Source organism: Dysosmobacter sp. Phy (genome assembly GCF_054476235.1).
In genome coordinates this window covers 2,825,602-2,838,832 of sequence record NZ_CM136997.1, presented here as the reverse complement: position 1 = coordinate 2,838,832, position 13,231 = coordinate 2,825,602, and the positions used below count along the sequence as shown (strand labels likewise).

Below are 13,231 nucleotides of genomic sequence, written 5' to 3'. Positions count from 1 at the left end.
TCATAATGCCTACATTCCGGATTACGGACTGTTTCGGAGAACAGGTCACCTTGCAGCCCCGGCTGGGCCTGTACTCCGTCACGGATTTTATGGGTCAGGAAATGCCGGGGCTGGCCATCATCCTGGACCGGCTGGGCAGTACGCCGGAGGAGACGGAGCAGTATGCCGTGCTGACGACTTCCTTTGGAGAGTTCATCAGCATCAAGGACTGCGCGTACATCGACACCAACAACTGCTATTTTGCCCCGGAACTGCTGGAACAGGGGATCGCAGAGAATACCGGCCTGACCAAAAGAAGCGGATTCTGTGAGTACCCGCTGTGGCACTTCAAGGAGGATTTCCTCCGAGAGATCGGCGGAGACGCCTACGAGAAGTACTCCAGATCCTTTCATTCCTATATGCAAAAGGGTCCGTTTGGGGGGCCTGGACCTGTGGAAGAACCGAAAAGTCAGATGGGAGGGATGAGGATGAAGTAAGCAGTAAGACACCTTTAAAACAGTAAATTCAAGATCAGGGGCCGTTTTCCCGAGCGGGACAGCGGCCCCCTCTTTTTTTGTGCCCTTTTTCGGGAAAACGAGTCCCGGAAAGGGGATTCAATAGATGGAAGAAATGCTGCTGAATTATTTGAAAGTGGCTTGCAGAGGGAGGGAATTTTGTGCCAGCAGCACAGAATTAGGGCGGGCCATTGGCGTAGGAAGAAAGACGGTACAAAAGCTTGTGAGTCGGCTGCGGCGAAAGAAAATTCCGATTTGCAGTACCAGCAACGGCTACTTCTATGCGAAGACCGCTCAGGACATTATCAGAACAATCGAACTGCTCCAGAGGATGATCGATGGGCTGCAGGCCGACATTCAAAGCTTGAAAGCCTGTCTTGCTGTGTGCTTCTTCATAGATGGTGGACGCGATGGCTAAGCCGCCTTTTCCGTGGGTCGGGAGCAAGCGAAAGCTGCTCCAATACATCTACCAGCTGATTCCGTCAGACATAAGAAACTTCGTAGAGCCGTTTGGCGGAAGTGCTGCAGTCACTTTGGGGATGCGTTCCAGCTCTAAGCGGAGAGACGTTTACAATGACCTCAACCGTAATCTGACGAACTTCTTTATGTGCCTGCGGGATAAGACAAATGTCCTGCTGCGGGAACTGAAGTTTCTTCCGATCCATTCGAGATTCCTGTTTGAAGTGTATAAGCTGTTTCTGGCACATGAAGAAATTCACTGGAAGGTCTATGAAAAGAACATCCGCGAGGAACTTCAAGTTCTGGAGGACCGAACCTGCTTTACAGAAGAACAGGCGGAGGAGCTTCGCCCGATTTATGCTCAAAAGCTGGAAAACTTCGATGTGGAACGCGCAGCGATGTTTTACAAATGCGTTCGCGGCAGCTATAGCGCAACCGTATCCTCTTTCGGGTCAAAAGCACTGCGGCTCTATAATTTCCTGTATCTGCTGAAGCCAGCGGCGAAGCGACTGGAAGATGTTGTGATCGAGAATAAAAATGCCATCACTCTGATCAAGGACGAGAAGCGTCCGGGAACATTCTTTTATTGCGACCCACCGTACTTTGATGCTGAGGATCAGTATGAGGTCAAAATGGACAAGCGGTTCCATGTCCGCCTCTGGATGGCATTGGACAGCAGTAAGGGGCGATTCCTGCTCTCCTACAATGACTGTTCCTTTATTCGCCAGCTCTATAAAAATTATTATATTCTGGCCCTGACCCGGAACAACCCGCTTTCCCATCAGCCTGATGCCACCTACGAGGAGCTGTTCATCACCAACTATGACCCAACGCCCTACCTCAATGTCCAATTGAGCTTCTTTGAGCGGATAACCAGGTCGAAAGGTGAATTGGTTCTGATCCATACTCCGGAAAACCGGAAGGCAGCATAGGCCGTGGGACAAGAACCTGCCGCAGCAAGACATAATACTTTAATTTATAGGAGGAACACCATTATGCAAAATATTCTGCTCATCCGTAAGACTGGTGATGAGAAACAAATTCTTCCCGGTGCAGTCATGAAGATGGGCGGTCTGGACCAGGCGGAATGTCTGCTCATTCATGCCGAGGCGGGCCACATTTTAATCAGCAATGCTGATCTTACCCCCAGAGAAAAAATGCGTCTGATCACTTATCTTTATGATGACATTGATGATTTGTGCCAGCAGCTGGTCGAGGCCAGCAACAAGGTCAGCGGGGAATTCCATTTGAAGTATGATCCGCTGTGCGAAGTCGATGAGGGCGTTGTGGAAGATCTGATTTGCATGGGGGCTGATGAAGACTGCCTGCGTATCTTGCTGATGAAAGAGGCGGAAAAGCAGGATGAAAAATGATACGTACCTCTACAGAGGAAGCCTGGAGTATGCCCGGCGGAATAATGAGGTATCCCTCTGGCGGGCCAGCCACCGGGCGAACATCGCCTGCAAAAAGGCGATTGAGGAAAGTATCCGCCAGGGTTTTGACGGGATGCACCTTCAGGAAGGCTGCATTCAGGGCGTTCTGGAGGAATACGGCTTCAAGCGTGTCAATTGGGTGCTGGCCAACACCGTCCGGGAAAAGCTCTGGGACGGCCGGTTCAGCCGGGACAACAAGGAGTGGGCGTGCTGCCAGATGATCCCGCCTGATCCGGAGCATAACTGCGAATTCGTTGTAGAAAGCCATCCGGCGGTGCTGGATGGCTTTTTGAATGAAGTCCGGACAGCGTTCCGCAATCTGAACCTTTTCGGGCCGGAGCACTGCTGCCCGGATTCCCGTGCCGCGCTGGACTACGAGGGAAAGGTGCTGGTCCTCAGCGCCGATGCCTTAAAAGAGTCCTGCTGGTCTCAAGAGAACCAGCTCTGGTATGCCCACGACGGATTTGGCTGCCATCCCCATGCCATTGGGCGGTCCATCCGCTGTATCTGCTTGGGAGACGGCGAGGAGACGCGCTGGAACCGTTCGGATTTCACCGGCATTCTCAAGGATGAGTTTCTGCCGGACTGGGCCGCCGGGAAGCTGAAAGAGCTTATTGGGCAGAAAAATCCGGATTTGCAGAAAACGATAGAGATCACTGATAAGGAACAGGGCCTTTCCAAAGGGCCTACGCTTCCTGATCACCGAACCATGAAATGAGGTGTATGATGAGCATTTCCTATTACACCATGGCTGATGCCGGAAGAAGAAAGCCTCCTTGTGCAAAGCAGAGTGTGGTAGAGCGGTTCCATAACCTGAGCGACGCATTGGCGCGATATCGTGAACTGCCGGCAACAGGTGAAAAGACTCTGGGACTGGCCGACGGTATCCGAGCACTGGAATTGGTGCGCTGCGTACCGCTGTTTCCCACCGACCGGGAAGGGGAAAGCATTCTCTCATCTGATCCGCGGAAACACCCATTTTGGGCCAAACGGACAGAAGCGATCCTGGCGATGGAGACATGTAAGCGGATGCTGAAGCTTCGGTACATGACCCAGGGGCGCATCCGTGTCCCGATCCCCGATACACAGGAATTACCGAAGGAATTGAAGGGCAAGCGGTTATGGATGAAGGAGCCCCATGACGATCCGAAGACTGCAATCCAAAGAGTCAGAGTAATCGGTAAGGGACTCATGCTGCCGGGAGTTCTGCTTGAGGAAGTCAACCCGCCTCATCTGGTCTTTGAGTATTGGGTCGATCTGGTCGACTCGGAAGGCGCATACGACTACCGCCCCATGCAGCCCTGGATGTTTGACCTGCTGGCCCAGCAGACAATGGCGCAGATGAAAGATGAAAAGGAGGAATGACCCATGAACCGGAACCCCCAGAAAGAGGCAGCTCCCAATTACGAGCAGCTCCCCATGCAGCTCCATGTCAAAATCTACCTCTCTAAGAAGGAGGGCGGCCCCCTGGCCTATGCTTCTGTCAATCTGAACGGCTGCTTTGCCGTACAGGGCATTCAGATCCGGGACAGCAAGAACGGCCCCTTTGTTTCCATGCCCAGCCGGAAGGTGGGTACGAAATACATGGATTACTGCTTCCCCTGTACCTCCGAGTTCAAGAAGACATTTGACGAAACTGTTCTGGAAGCCTATCGCATGGAGATGCATCAGACCCAGAAGCAGCAGAATGGCCCCACGATGGGCGGAATGAAAATGAAGGGGTGAAAACACATCATGAAGAAACTGTTTACCATCTGCGCCGCGGTACTGTGCCTGACCGCCGCATTGACGCCGGCGGCCATGGCCGCTGAAGCCCCGGAGGTCCAGGTATGCTATCCCACCTCCGTCACCCGGAGCGAGGACGGCAGCGAGATCCGCAAGGTCTATGACCTGTCCCCGGAGGACGATCCCGCGGGGATCTCCCGCTCGGATTTCGAGCAGGACGGCTATCACTATACCCTGACAGATCTGCTCAAACAGGAGCTCCCGGAGCATGAGGAGCGCCAGCACACGGAGACGGTCTCCCTCCAGAGCGACAAGAAAGACATGGAGTCCGTGCTGGCCCTGCTGCCCCAGGAGAAGGAGTTCATCACTGACGACGGACTGATCGGCACGCTGGAGCTGCAGCTGGATACCGTTCAGGTGGAGGTGGCCGGATACGGCAGCTCCACCAAGAAGGTGTCCGCTACCCGCTCTTATCCCAATCTGGTCAATCAGGATACCGCCAATATCCCCAAGACCATCACGGACAATGGCCGCACGCTGACGCTGGAGACGCTCCAGTGGCAGACGGACAACACCGCCTCTCTGGATGGTTACGCCCTGGGCGACCGGTTCACCGCTGTGGCCACCTATACCGGCAGCGCCACCAGCAGCTATGTGACCGGCTACACAGTGACCGCGGACTACACCGGCACCGTCAGCCACATCGCGCTGGACCGTGTGCGGTATGTGGCCATCTTCGAGGGCACTCCCATCCAGCCCCTGACGGGAACTGAGGACAGCAGCTCCGGCCAATTCAACTGGGGCGCCCTGCTGCTGCCGTTCGGGATCGTGGCGGCAGTCGGCGCGGGGATCGGCGCGGCAGTCTTTTTCCGCCGGCGCAGCGAAGTGGTGGAGGTCGAGAGCGACGAGAAGTCCCAGTGAGTGAAAAGCCAAATACCTTCACATATTGCGCACCGAATCAATGCGTTCCAAAGGGGAACGGAAAGGAGTCATTATGAAGAAAGCACTGAGCGTCCTGCTCTTTGTGTGCCTGATGGCGGGCCTGACCATCCAGGCCGGGGCTCTGGAATACACCATCGACGCCCCCGGCGACCCTGACTACGGCAAGCCTACGTCCATCGAGCCTGTGATTACGGCAGACGGCGGCGCCGCAGTCAACGAGGACCGCAGCAAGAATGCGGCGCTGATCCCGCCGGCCTTCGGCAGCCCCAGCGCCTATACCCTCAACACCGGCACCTATCTCACGCCCAACCTGGCCCCCGGCGGCATGGCGGCCACCGGCGCGGTCATCAACGGCGGCGCCGCGGCGGTCGTCACCCCTGGGACCCCCGTCACCAGTTCGCCTCCCTCCACCGGCAGCTCTTCGTCCTCCGGCACCGTCGGCTACACCGAGGTGACGGAGGATCTCTATTATTCCGGCGGATATCTCGCCACGCTGAAGATCCCTGCCCTTGACCTCTCGGTGAAGGTCTACCAGGGAACAGACAGCGCAACACTCCGCAAGGGTGTTGGGCACTTCGAGGAAACTTCTGCTTGGAGCGGAAATACGGCGTTGGCATCACACAACAGAGGCGAAAATGACTATTTTGGAGAGATCCACACCCTGGATATCGGGGACAAGATCCAGTACACCACGAAGCTGGGCACCCGGACCTATCGGGTGACTTCCGTGGAGAAGATCTCCGAGACGGACCGAAGCGGCCTCACGCCGACCACGGAAAACTGTCTGACCCTCTATACCTGCGTTCGCGACCAGAGCGCATACCGCTGGTGTGTCCGGGCGGTGGAGGTGTGATGTTCAAACTGCTTCATTTTCGGGCATTGTTTTTCCACAATCATCAATGGCTTTCCTCCTCATTCTTCGATATGATGAAAGGACAAAAGGACCGTCATGACGGTCCGAGAATTCCTTGACATCCACCCCGATGCGGACCTGGATCTGCGGACTCCGGCTGGCCGGATCTACCTGGATGCCGCTGGCCGGAGACGGCTGGAGAGCGGCAGATCGGTGATCGCTGACAGCGGAAGCCCCAAAACAGCCGTGTATGTGCGGGCGGGCGAATTGCTGGAACAGGTGGTCTGCTCCGCCTATCAAACTCATGGCCTGTGGCGGGTGTCCGCTACAAAAGATCACCGCGTTGGGAAAGCGGCCAAGTACTGGCCCAAACTCAAGATGAGGAGGTAAGCGATGAAAAACAGAGGGAAAAACATTGGACTGCTGCTGACAGGCATGGCGGTGGGCGCGGCCCTGTGCGGCGGCGCCTATGCCGCGGGGATCGTGGCCCAGCCCACCTGGCAGCCCATCTTCGTGGATGGACAGCAGGTGGAGATGGAGGCGTACAACATCAACGGCAATAACTATGTCAAGCTCCGGGACATCGGCAAGGAGGTGGGATTCAACGTCTACTGGCAGGACGGCGTCCAGGTGGACAGCGATGCGGACTATACCGGCGAGCCGCCGGCAGCCACGGCGCCGACTGTATCTGACGCTATATCTTCAGACACGAAGGATCTGGATGCGGTGAAACAGGAGATCGTGGATCTCACCAATGCGCTCCGAAAGGAGCATGGCCTGGATGCGCTGGGAACCAGCGACCTCCTGATGCGGGCCGCACAGGTCCGGGCGGAGGAAATGGCTGCTACAGGAAACTATTCTCATGTAAGACCTGACGGAAGGAAATATTACACGGTGACAGACTGCAGCCAGACCACGGAAAACATTCATCGAATCAATCAGGAATGGCTGAAGACCACCGGAAAAACCCTTGCCGAAGCAGCAGTGGATGATTGGGCTGCCTCACAGGGACATCTGGACCACATGATGAGCAAAACGGTGTATATGGTAGGAGTCGGAATTGCCGAAGGAACAAATGCCGCAGGAGAACCGTGCTGGTATTGTGTGCAGGAGTTCTGTCCCAACGGCTACGCAGTTTCCTGGGTAGACGATCCGGCGCTCTCCTGATCGAATGGCGGAAAAACATAGACAGCGGACTGATTGGCGGGTATAATAATAAAAAGGAGGTGGTCATAGGTGGTCTATCATATCGATCAGATCCGTGAGATCGTTGCACCGATTGCAATCAAATATCACCTCAAAGCGGTGTACCTCTTTGGGTCCTACGCCAGAGGCTCTGCTACGGAGAGCAGCGATATTGATTTGCTGATCGACACCTCCGGTACCGAGCTGAAAAGCCTGTTTGCCTTGGGCGCTCTTTACTGTGATCTTGAAAAGGCGTTAAATAAGCCCATTGATCTCATTACGGTCAGTTCTCTGGAACAAAAGACCCGGATGCAGGGTGACCTGCAATTCCGGGAGGCCATCAAGCAGGAAAGGGTGAGTATTTTTGCTGCAGCCTGACTTACAGCGTATCCAGCATATTTTGGATTACTGCAATGCGATTGAAAAGACCGTCCAGCGATATGGAAATAGCTTTGAGATATTTGATCAGGATGAGGATTTCCAACGTTCGGTATCATTCAGTATTCTGCAAATCGGAGAGTTGAGCGGCGGCCTGTCTGAAGATTATCGGAAGAAAACCAGCAGCCGCATCCAATGGGGTCCGATCAAAGGAATGCGGAACATGGTAGCACACAGTTACGGCAGCATGGACCGTCAAGTCATTTGGGAAACGGCGAACATGGACATTCCAACATTAAAGCAGTTTTGTGAGGAACAGCTTGAAGAAAATGTCTGAAGAACAAAAAAGGTCATGACGCATCGGACCAGTATATGGGAAGCGGAGATATCCCGTCTCAATGGCGGATATTTCGATTCGCCGGAACAGGTGCGCTGGCGGGTATTCACCTTCGAATTGATCGTGTAAAATGCTTTTGATCCTGTGCGGAATGCATAGGAACTCAGACCGTCCTTGGAAGGACGGTCTGCTTTTTTATCCCAAAATCACACTCGAAATTATATATAGGCCGTGAAAGAAGGAGGATCGCAACGGCCTTTCGAGTGGACTGCTCTTTCTTTCACGCGCGGAAAGGGCAGTTATGAAAAAGAAACTCGTATCCCTTTTCCTGACACTGCTGACTGTTTTTTCGCTGTTCCCGACAGCGGCTTTCGCGGCAGTGTCCACCGGCGTGGGGATCACGCCGGTGACGGACAACAACCTGTGGACGACCCGCCTGACGGCGTCCGGCCAGACATACAGCTACCGGCCGCCTACCGCGGCAGGCAGACAGCTCTACTGTATGGACCTGGGCTATTCCTATCATTACGGAACGGAGTCCTTCCTCCAGTCCTATACCTATCGGGCAGCCACCGGCACGGATGCGGACGCGCTCTGGAATGAGATCGTCGCCAAGACCGGCCTGGGAGAGATGGACGTGGCCACGCAGGAAAATGTCAAGTGGATGATGTCCTACATCGCGGACTACACCGGCGAGATCCCCGGCAGCCTGTTCATGGCCTTGCAGACGTATATCTGGGACAACCAGAGCGACAAGTCCGCTGGCGGAGATCCCTCCGGCGACATCGATGCCGGCGGCTTCGCCAATCAGGATACCTATGACCAGTACGTGGAGTATTATAACTGGCTCCTGGGGCAGAAAGCCAACGAGGATGCAGAGCTGCAGGCACAGGTAGAGGAATACGCAGCCCAGGGCCTTCAGGCATCCATCGTGGAGGACGACAGCTCCAAGTGGGCGGTGCTGGCAACCTCCAGCGTCTCCGGCCGGCAGGCGTTCGCAGCTTATCACTCCACAAGAAAGATTGTAACGAATGAGCTGCCTCAGCCCGGTGACCCGGATGAACCCTCCGTAGCCGGCGACGGCGACATCACTTTCCGAAAGGTTGCCGCGGGGACCGACAGAGGTCTGGACGGCGCTGTCTATAACATCTATCGGGACGGCCAGATCGTCGGCAGCGATGTGACATCCAATGGGGGCATCATTGAAGTCAACGATGTCACCGAAGGCCTGTGGACCTTCGTGGAGCGAGAAGCTCCGGCAGGTTTCGCCCTGGACCCTACGCCCCACAGCGTGTATGTGGATGTTACCGACGGGGACAGGCAGTATACGGTGACCGCAGAGGAGGCAGAACTCCCGAATTTGAAAATCATCAAGACAGATGCGCTTCTTGGCACACCGATCCCTAATACGGTCATTTCCGTGAAATCCGTTACCGGCAATTATTCCACCTCTGTGTCTACCGGAACGGATGGAACGGCCACGCTGGAATCTCTCCCCGCCGGTGTTTACGTTCTGCGTGAGGAGTCGGTTCCGTCGCCTTACGTCCTCTGTCACACTGAGCAGACTGTGGCGCTTCGGCCTGGAAAGACCACGGAAGCCCGCTTCCAGGACTATCAAAAGCCAGGCTTGGAAATCCTGAAGAAAAATATTGCCGATAACAGCCCCATCGAGGGGGTGACCTACAAAATCGAACAGATCGACGGCGACTACTCCACCTCCGCCACAACGGACGAGCAGGGCCGCATCTTCCTGGAACTGCCCGTGGGCAGCTATGAGATCACGGAAGTGAACGTGCCCTCCAATGTGATCCTCTGTGATATCCCCCAGACCATTTCCCTTGAAGCGGGCGGAACACAGACGGTCACATTCTTTAATGCGGTAAAGCCTTCCCTCACCATTTTGAAGCGGAATTCTGTGACGACCGATCCTCTCGAAAACACCCGCTTTCACATCTACTATGGAAGCGACAGCACACAGACCGGCGAGATCAATGATCTGGGCACCTACTATACGGACTCTGACGGAAAGATCGTTCTCACCGATATCAACAGAGGATGGTATAAGGTGGTGGAGGAGGAGCCAAGCACAGGCTTCTCCATCCAGGGCGACGGCGTTTACGAGTTCTATCTGGAGGGCGGCGCCAGCAAGGAGTTGATTGTAGATAACGTGCCCCTGTCGGCATTGGTGGTATACAAATACGATTCGAAGACTGGCCTCGGTCTCGAAGGGGCGCGTTTCGAACTGCGTTACCTCAGCGGCGAGACATCCGGCACCGGCGGCACGGTGATCGGGACCTACACCACGTCGGCCAATGGCTCATTCACTGTCACGGGGCTTCGTGAGGGCACTTATATCTGCCAGGAGCTGGAGAGCCCGGACGGCCATATCATTGACTCCGAACCTCAAACCGTCTATATTTCTGGAAAAGATCAGGACGTGGTGACGCTGCGGTTCGGCAACGCGCCCCTGGGCTCCCTGCTGATCACAAAGATCAGTGACGACGACAAGCGTGAGCCGCTTTCTGACGTGGAATTCCTGGTGACAGACAGCGCCGGAAATTACCTTGGCAATAACAACGGAAAGTATACCACCAATAGCGCAGGTGAGATCCTGATCGACAGCATCACTCCAGGGACCACAGTGGTAGCGCGCGAGATCAGGGCCAAAACAGGCTACTTGCTGGACGGCACCCCGCAGTCGGCACTCATTAAGAGCGGAGAAACCGCTCGTCTGGAGTTTCGGAATGCTCCTGCCGGCACGCTGATCATTCAGAAGAACAGCAGCGGTGAAGGCCATGAGCCGCTGGAGGGTGTCGAGTTCAAGGTAACCTATGCAGACGGCAGCTTCGTGCCGAATGAGTATGGGCAGCTTTCCTCCAACGGCCTCTACTACACAGATAAAAACGGCCAGATCAAGATCAACGGTGTGGTAGGTACCCTGGTGGTTACAGAGACCGCCTCCATTCCAGGCTATACCGTCGATGAGGCTACCCGGTCCCAGACGGTCGTCGTACATCCCAACGACACGCAGACACTGTATTTTTACAACACTTCGACCACGACTCTGGTCCTCCAGAAGTTCATCGAAGGGACGAAAAACGAACCCCTGTCCGGCGTGGAATTCCTGGTGACGGATTCGTCCGGCGCAGCGGTTGGCCCCAATAACGGCGTCTATACCTCTGGGGCGGATGGGAGAGTGGTCATCACCGATCTCACTCCCGGCACTACCGTCACCGCGCGTGAGACAAAGACAGTAGAGGGATATGTGTTGGACGGAACGCCCCAGAGCATTCTCATCAAGAAGGGCGAGGTCCAGACCCTGACCTTCTGGAACAAGCCTGCCGGGACACTCGTGATCAGAAAGCTGGACTCGGTGACAAAGGAGCCTCTGGCCGGTGTGGAGTTTGAGCTGACCTATGCCGACGGCGGCTATGTGGATGACGCCAACGGACACCTGTCCAGTCTGGGCCTTTACACGACGGATTCCAACGGTGAGATCCGTATTTCCGGGATCACCGGGACAATCGTAGTGAAGGAGACCAAGACGATTGAGGGATATACCATTGATCCGGCCTCCCGGATGCAGACGGTGACCGTCAATCCCGAGGACACCCAGACGCTGACATTTTATAATGACCCCATCGGCGGAGTGGAAATCATCAAGGTCAACGCCAGTAATACCACCGAGCGCATCCCGAATGTGACCTTTGAAATTCGGAAGGTGGATGACGAGCTGGTCGACACGGTTACCACTGATGAAAATGGCCGCACCTTTGTATCCCTGGAAGATGGGGCATATTACGCCGTTGAAATTGAGGCAGCAAAGGGTTTCAAGCTCGATGATACGCCGCACTACTTTGAAGTGGAGAACGGAAAAACAGCGACTGTCAGGATTAGCAATCAGGCCATGTCCGGAATCATGATCCATAAAACGGACAGTGCCACGGGCGAGGGCCTCTATGGGGTCACATTCCTTCTGTATGATGATACGAATACCCCCATCGGCCAGTACACCAGTGATGACCGGGGCTACGTCTACATCGAGAACCTGGAGAGTGGCCGCTACTACCTGCGGGAGCTGGAAAATGAGGGCTATGTGCCGGACACCGAGCGGAAAACCGTCTATGTAAAGTCCGGTGAGACGACGCTGGTGGAGTGGGAGAATACCCCCATCACCGGCCAGATCCAGATCACCAAGACCTCGGAAGACTACAACAGCATGAACGGCTGGCCCGCTGGGACGCCGATCCCCAACACGGAATTCGAGATCTACAACTACCGGACCGGGAATCTGGTGGATACCATCGTGACTGACAAAAACGGAGTCGCGGTCACCAAGCCCCTGCATTTGGGCCGGTACAAGATCGTGGAATCCCGCTCTGCGGATTTTTACGGCCTGGACAAGACTCCCATTGAGGTGGAGATCGAGTTCGCGGGGCAGATCGTCAAGGCAGCCATGACCAACAAGAGCCTCTACACCAACGTGTCCATCAAGAAGACCGGATATGTGGAGGCGGTCCCCGGTCAGACGCTGCGCTACGATTTCTCCGGCATCGCCAACAACTCCACCACGGCCCTGGAGTCTTTCTACTGGAGGGACACCCTGCCGACCTTCGCGGCGCTGGACAAGATCGTGACGGGTACCTACAACGTGCCCGGAAATTACAAGATCGTCTATAAGACCAACTACAGCGGCGACAGCTGGCGGGTGCTGGCGGATAGCCTCAGCACCCAGCAGAACTACGTGCTGGACGCCTCTCCCGCGGTCCTGGGCCTCGGCTCCGGCGAGCGGGTGACGGAGTTCATGGTGTCCTTCGGCATCGTGCCCTCCAACTTCCGGCAGGTGGAGGCGCCGGTGGTGTACTGCACCGCCAGCAAGTGGCTGACCGGCGGCAGCCAGGTGGTCAACCAGGCGGACGTCGGCGGCGTCCATAACGGACAGTGGATCATGGCCACCTCCCGATGGGTGACTACGATCTACAAAGCCTCCCAGCCTCTGCCCCGGACCGGATATTAAAAGCTGTATGACACAGAGCGCCGCCCGTTTGGGCGGCGCTCTCCCGTGTGGAGGTAGTTATGAAAATCAAAAAAATGCTGTTTCTTGCCGCGGCGGTACTCCTTCTGGCCTGCGTTTGCAGCTCCGCCGCCTTTGCAGCAGAGGGCGATGTGGCAGGCGCGATTGAGGAGACGTGGGATGCGGCGTCTGACCAGATCAAGACTGTGGTCGATAATGTGGTGTTTCCCGCCCTGGACATGATCCTGGCGATTGCGTTTTTTGTCAAGCTGGGAAGCGCGTATTTTGACTACCGGAAAGGCCACCAATTCGAATGGGCGGGGCCTGCGATCCTCCTCGCGTGCCTGATCTTCTGCCTGACGGCGCCCAACTATATCTGGGGCATCGTGGGTATGTGATTGGGAGGCGCAC

General features: G+C 55.7%; 15 protein-coding genes. All 15 read left to right on the top strand.

All coding sequences use genetic code 11. The features are described from left to right. Window positions 1-5 precede the first annotated feature (5 nt). The 15 genes from ACVDHE_RS14140 (at window position 6) to ACVDHE_RS14070 (ending at window position 13,218) form a co-directional block, all read left to right on the top strand. Entirely contained in the window at window positions 6-476 is a 471-nt protein-coding gene (locus ACVDHE_RS14140; protein WP_458884921.1) for a DUF4313 domain-containing protein, read from the top strand. Window positions 477-600: 124 nt separating this feature from the next. Further along, a complete protein-coding gene (locus ACVDHE_RS14135) occupies window positions 601-912 on the top strand; it encodes a hypothetical protein (RefSeq protein ID WP_458884920.1) in 312 nt (103 codons plus the stop codon). Beyond that, a complete protein-coding gene (locus ACVDHE_RS14130) occupies window positions 893-1,885 on the top strand; it encodes a DNA adenine methylase (protein ID WP_458884919.1) in 993 nt (330 codons plus the stop codon). Before ACVDHE_RS14135 ends, ACVDHE_RS14130 begins: the two co-directional genes overlap by 20 nt. Before the next feature lie 63 nt (window positions 1,886-1,948). Continuing rightward, a complete protein-coding gene (locus ACVDHE_RS14125; RefSeq protein WP_458884918.1) occupies window positions 1,949-2,326 on the top strand; it encodes a hypothetical protein in 378 nt (125 codons plus the stop codon). Next, window positions 2,316-3,104, top strand: a complete 789-nt coding sequence (locus ACVDHE_RS14120) for a DUF3849 domain-containing protein (RefSeq protein WP_458884917.1) — start codon at window positions 2,316-2,318, stop codon at window positions 3,102-3,104. Before ACVDHE_RS14125 ends, ACVDHE_RS14120 begins: the two co-directional genes overlap by 11 nt. 8 nt (window positions 3,105-3,112) lie before the next feature. Next, entirely contained in the window at window positions 3,113-3,751 is a 639-nt protein-coding gene (locus ACVDHE_RS14115; RefSeq protein WP_458884916.1) for a hypothetical protein, read from the top strand. 3 nt (window positions 3,752-3,754) lie between these two features. After that, a complete protein-coding gene (locus tag ACVDHE_RS14110; RefSeq protein WP_458884915.1) occupies window positions 3,755-4,111 on the top strand; it encodes a septation protein SpoVG family protein in 357 nt (118 codons plus the stop codon). Window positions 4,112-4,120: 9 nt separating this feature from the next. After that, window positions 4,121-5,032, top strand: a complete 912-nt coding sequence (locus ACVDHE_RS14105) for a cell wall anchor protein (RefSeq protein WP_458884914.1) — start codon at window positions 4,121-4,123, stop codon at window positions 5,030-5,032. Window positions 5,033-5,105: 73 nt separating this feature from the next. Further along, entirely contained in the window at window positions 5,106-5,906 is an 801-nt protein-coding gene (locus tag ACVDHE_RS14100; protein WP_458884913.1) for a class D sortase, read from the top strand. A 96-nt stretch (window positions 5,907-6,002) separates the two neighbouring features. Further along, window positions 6,003-6,296, top strand: coding sequence for a hypothetical protein (locus ACVDHE_RS14095; RefSeq protein ID WP_458884912.1), 294 nt, complete (start codon window positions 6,003-6,005; stop codon window positions 6,294-6,296). Between the two features lie 3 nt (window positions 6,297-6,299). After that, complete coding sequence (locus ACVDHE_RS14090; RefSeq protein WP_458884911.1) at window positions 6,300-7,073, top strand: CAP domain-containing protein; 774 nt, start codon at window positions 6,300-6,302, stop codon at window positions 7,071-7,073. A gap of 69 nt (window positions 7,074-7,142) precedes the next feature. Next, window positions 7,143-7,469 carry a nucleotidyltransferase family protein gene (locus ACVDHE_RS14085; protein ID WP_458884910.1) on the top strand — a complete coding sequence of 109 codons (327 nt, stop codon included), beginning with the start codon at window positions 7,143-7,145 and terminating at the stop codon, window positions 7,467-7,469. Between the two features lie 22 nt (window positions 7,470-7,491). Next, window positions 7,492-7,806 (top strand): HepT-like ribonuclease domain-containing protein, encoded by a 315-nt coding sequence (locus ACVDHE_RS14080; protein ID WP_458884909.1) that lies wholly within the window; start codon window positions 7,492-7,494, stop codon window positions 7,804-7,806. 301 nt (window positions 7,807-8,107) lie between these two features. Continuing rightward, window positions 8,108-12,823, top strand: coding sequence for an MSCRAMM family protein (locus tag ACVDHE_RS14075; RefSeq protein WP_458884908.1), 4,716 nt, complete (start codon window positions 8,108-8,110; stop codon window positions 12,821-12,823). A gap of 59 nt (window positions 12,824-12,882) precedes the next feature. Next, on the top strand, window positions 12,883-13,218 hold the full coding sequence (locus ACVDHE_RS14070) for a DUF3852 domain-containing protein (RefSeq protein ID WP_458884907.1): 336 nt from the start codon (window positions 12,883-12,885) through the stop codon (window positions 13,216-13,218). Window positions 13,219-13,231: the final 13 nt, after the last annotated feature.

Coding starts and splice junctions, on each gene's coding strand:
- ACVDHE_RS14075 (WP_458884908.1), top strand. CDS start 8,108: ATGAAAAAGAAACTCGTATCCCTTTTCCTGACACTGCTGACTGTTTTT.
- ACVDHE_RS14130 (WP_458884919.1), top strand. CDS start 893: ATGGTGGACGCGATGGCTAAGCCGCCTTTTCCGTGGGTCGGGAGCAAG.
- ACVDHE_RS14105 (WP_458884914.1), top strand. CDS start 4,121: ATGAAGAAACTGTTTACCATCTGCGCCGCGGTACTGTGCCTGACCGCC.
- ACVDHE_RS14090 (WP_458884911.1), top strand. CDS start 6,300: ATGAAAAACAGAGGGAAAAACATTGGACTGCTGCTGACAGGCATGGCG.
- ACVDHE_RS14110 (WP_458884915.1), top strand. CDS start 3,755: ATGAACCGGAACCCCCAGAAAGAGGCAGCTCCCAATTACGAGCAGCTC.
- ACVDHE_RS14115 (WP_458884916.1), top strand. CDS start 3,113: ATGAGCATTTCCTATTACACCATGGCTGATGCCGGAAGAAGAAAGCCT.
- ACVDHE_RS14120 (WP_458884917.1), top strand. CDS start 2,316: ATGAAAAATGATACGTACCTCTACAGAGGAAGCCTGGAGTATGCCCGG.
- ACVDHE_RS14070 (WP_458884907.1), top strand. CDS start 12,883: ATGAAAATCAAAAAAATGCTGTTTCTTGCCGCGGCGGTACTCCTTCTG.
- ACVDHE_RS14135 (WP_458884920.1), top strand. CDS start 601: ATGGAAGAAATGCTGCTGAATTATTTGAAAGTGGCTTGCAGAGGGAGG.
- ACVDHE_RS14125 (WP_458884918.1), top strand. CDS start 1,949: ATGCAAAATATTCTGCTCATCCGTAAGACTGGTGATGAGAAACAAATT.
- ACVDHE_RS14100 (WP_458884913.1), top strand. CDS start 5,106: ATGAAGAAAGCACTGAGCGTCCTGCTCTTTGTGTGCCTGATGGCGGGC.
- ACVDHE_RS14095 (WP_458884912.1), top strand. CDS start 6,003: ATGACGGTCCGAGAATTCCTTGACATCCACCCCGATGCGGACCTGGAT.
- ACVDHE_RS14140 (WP_458884921.1), top strand. CDS start 6: ATGCCTACATTCCGGATTACGGACTGTTTCGGAGAACAGGTCACCTTG.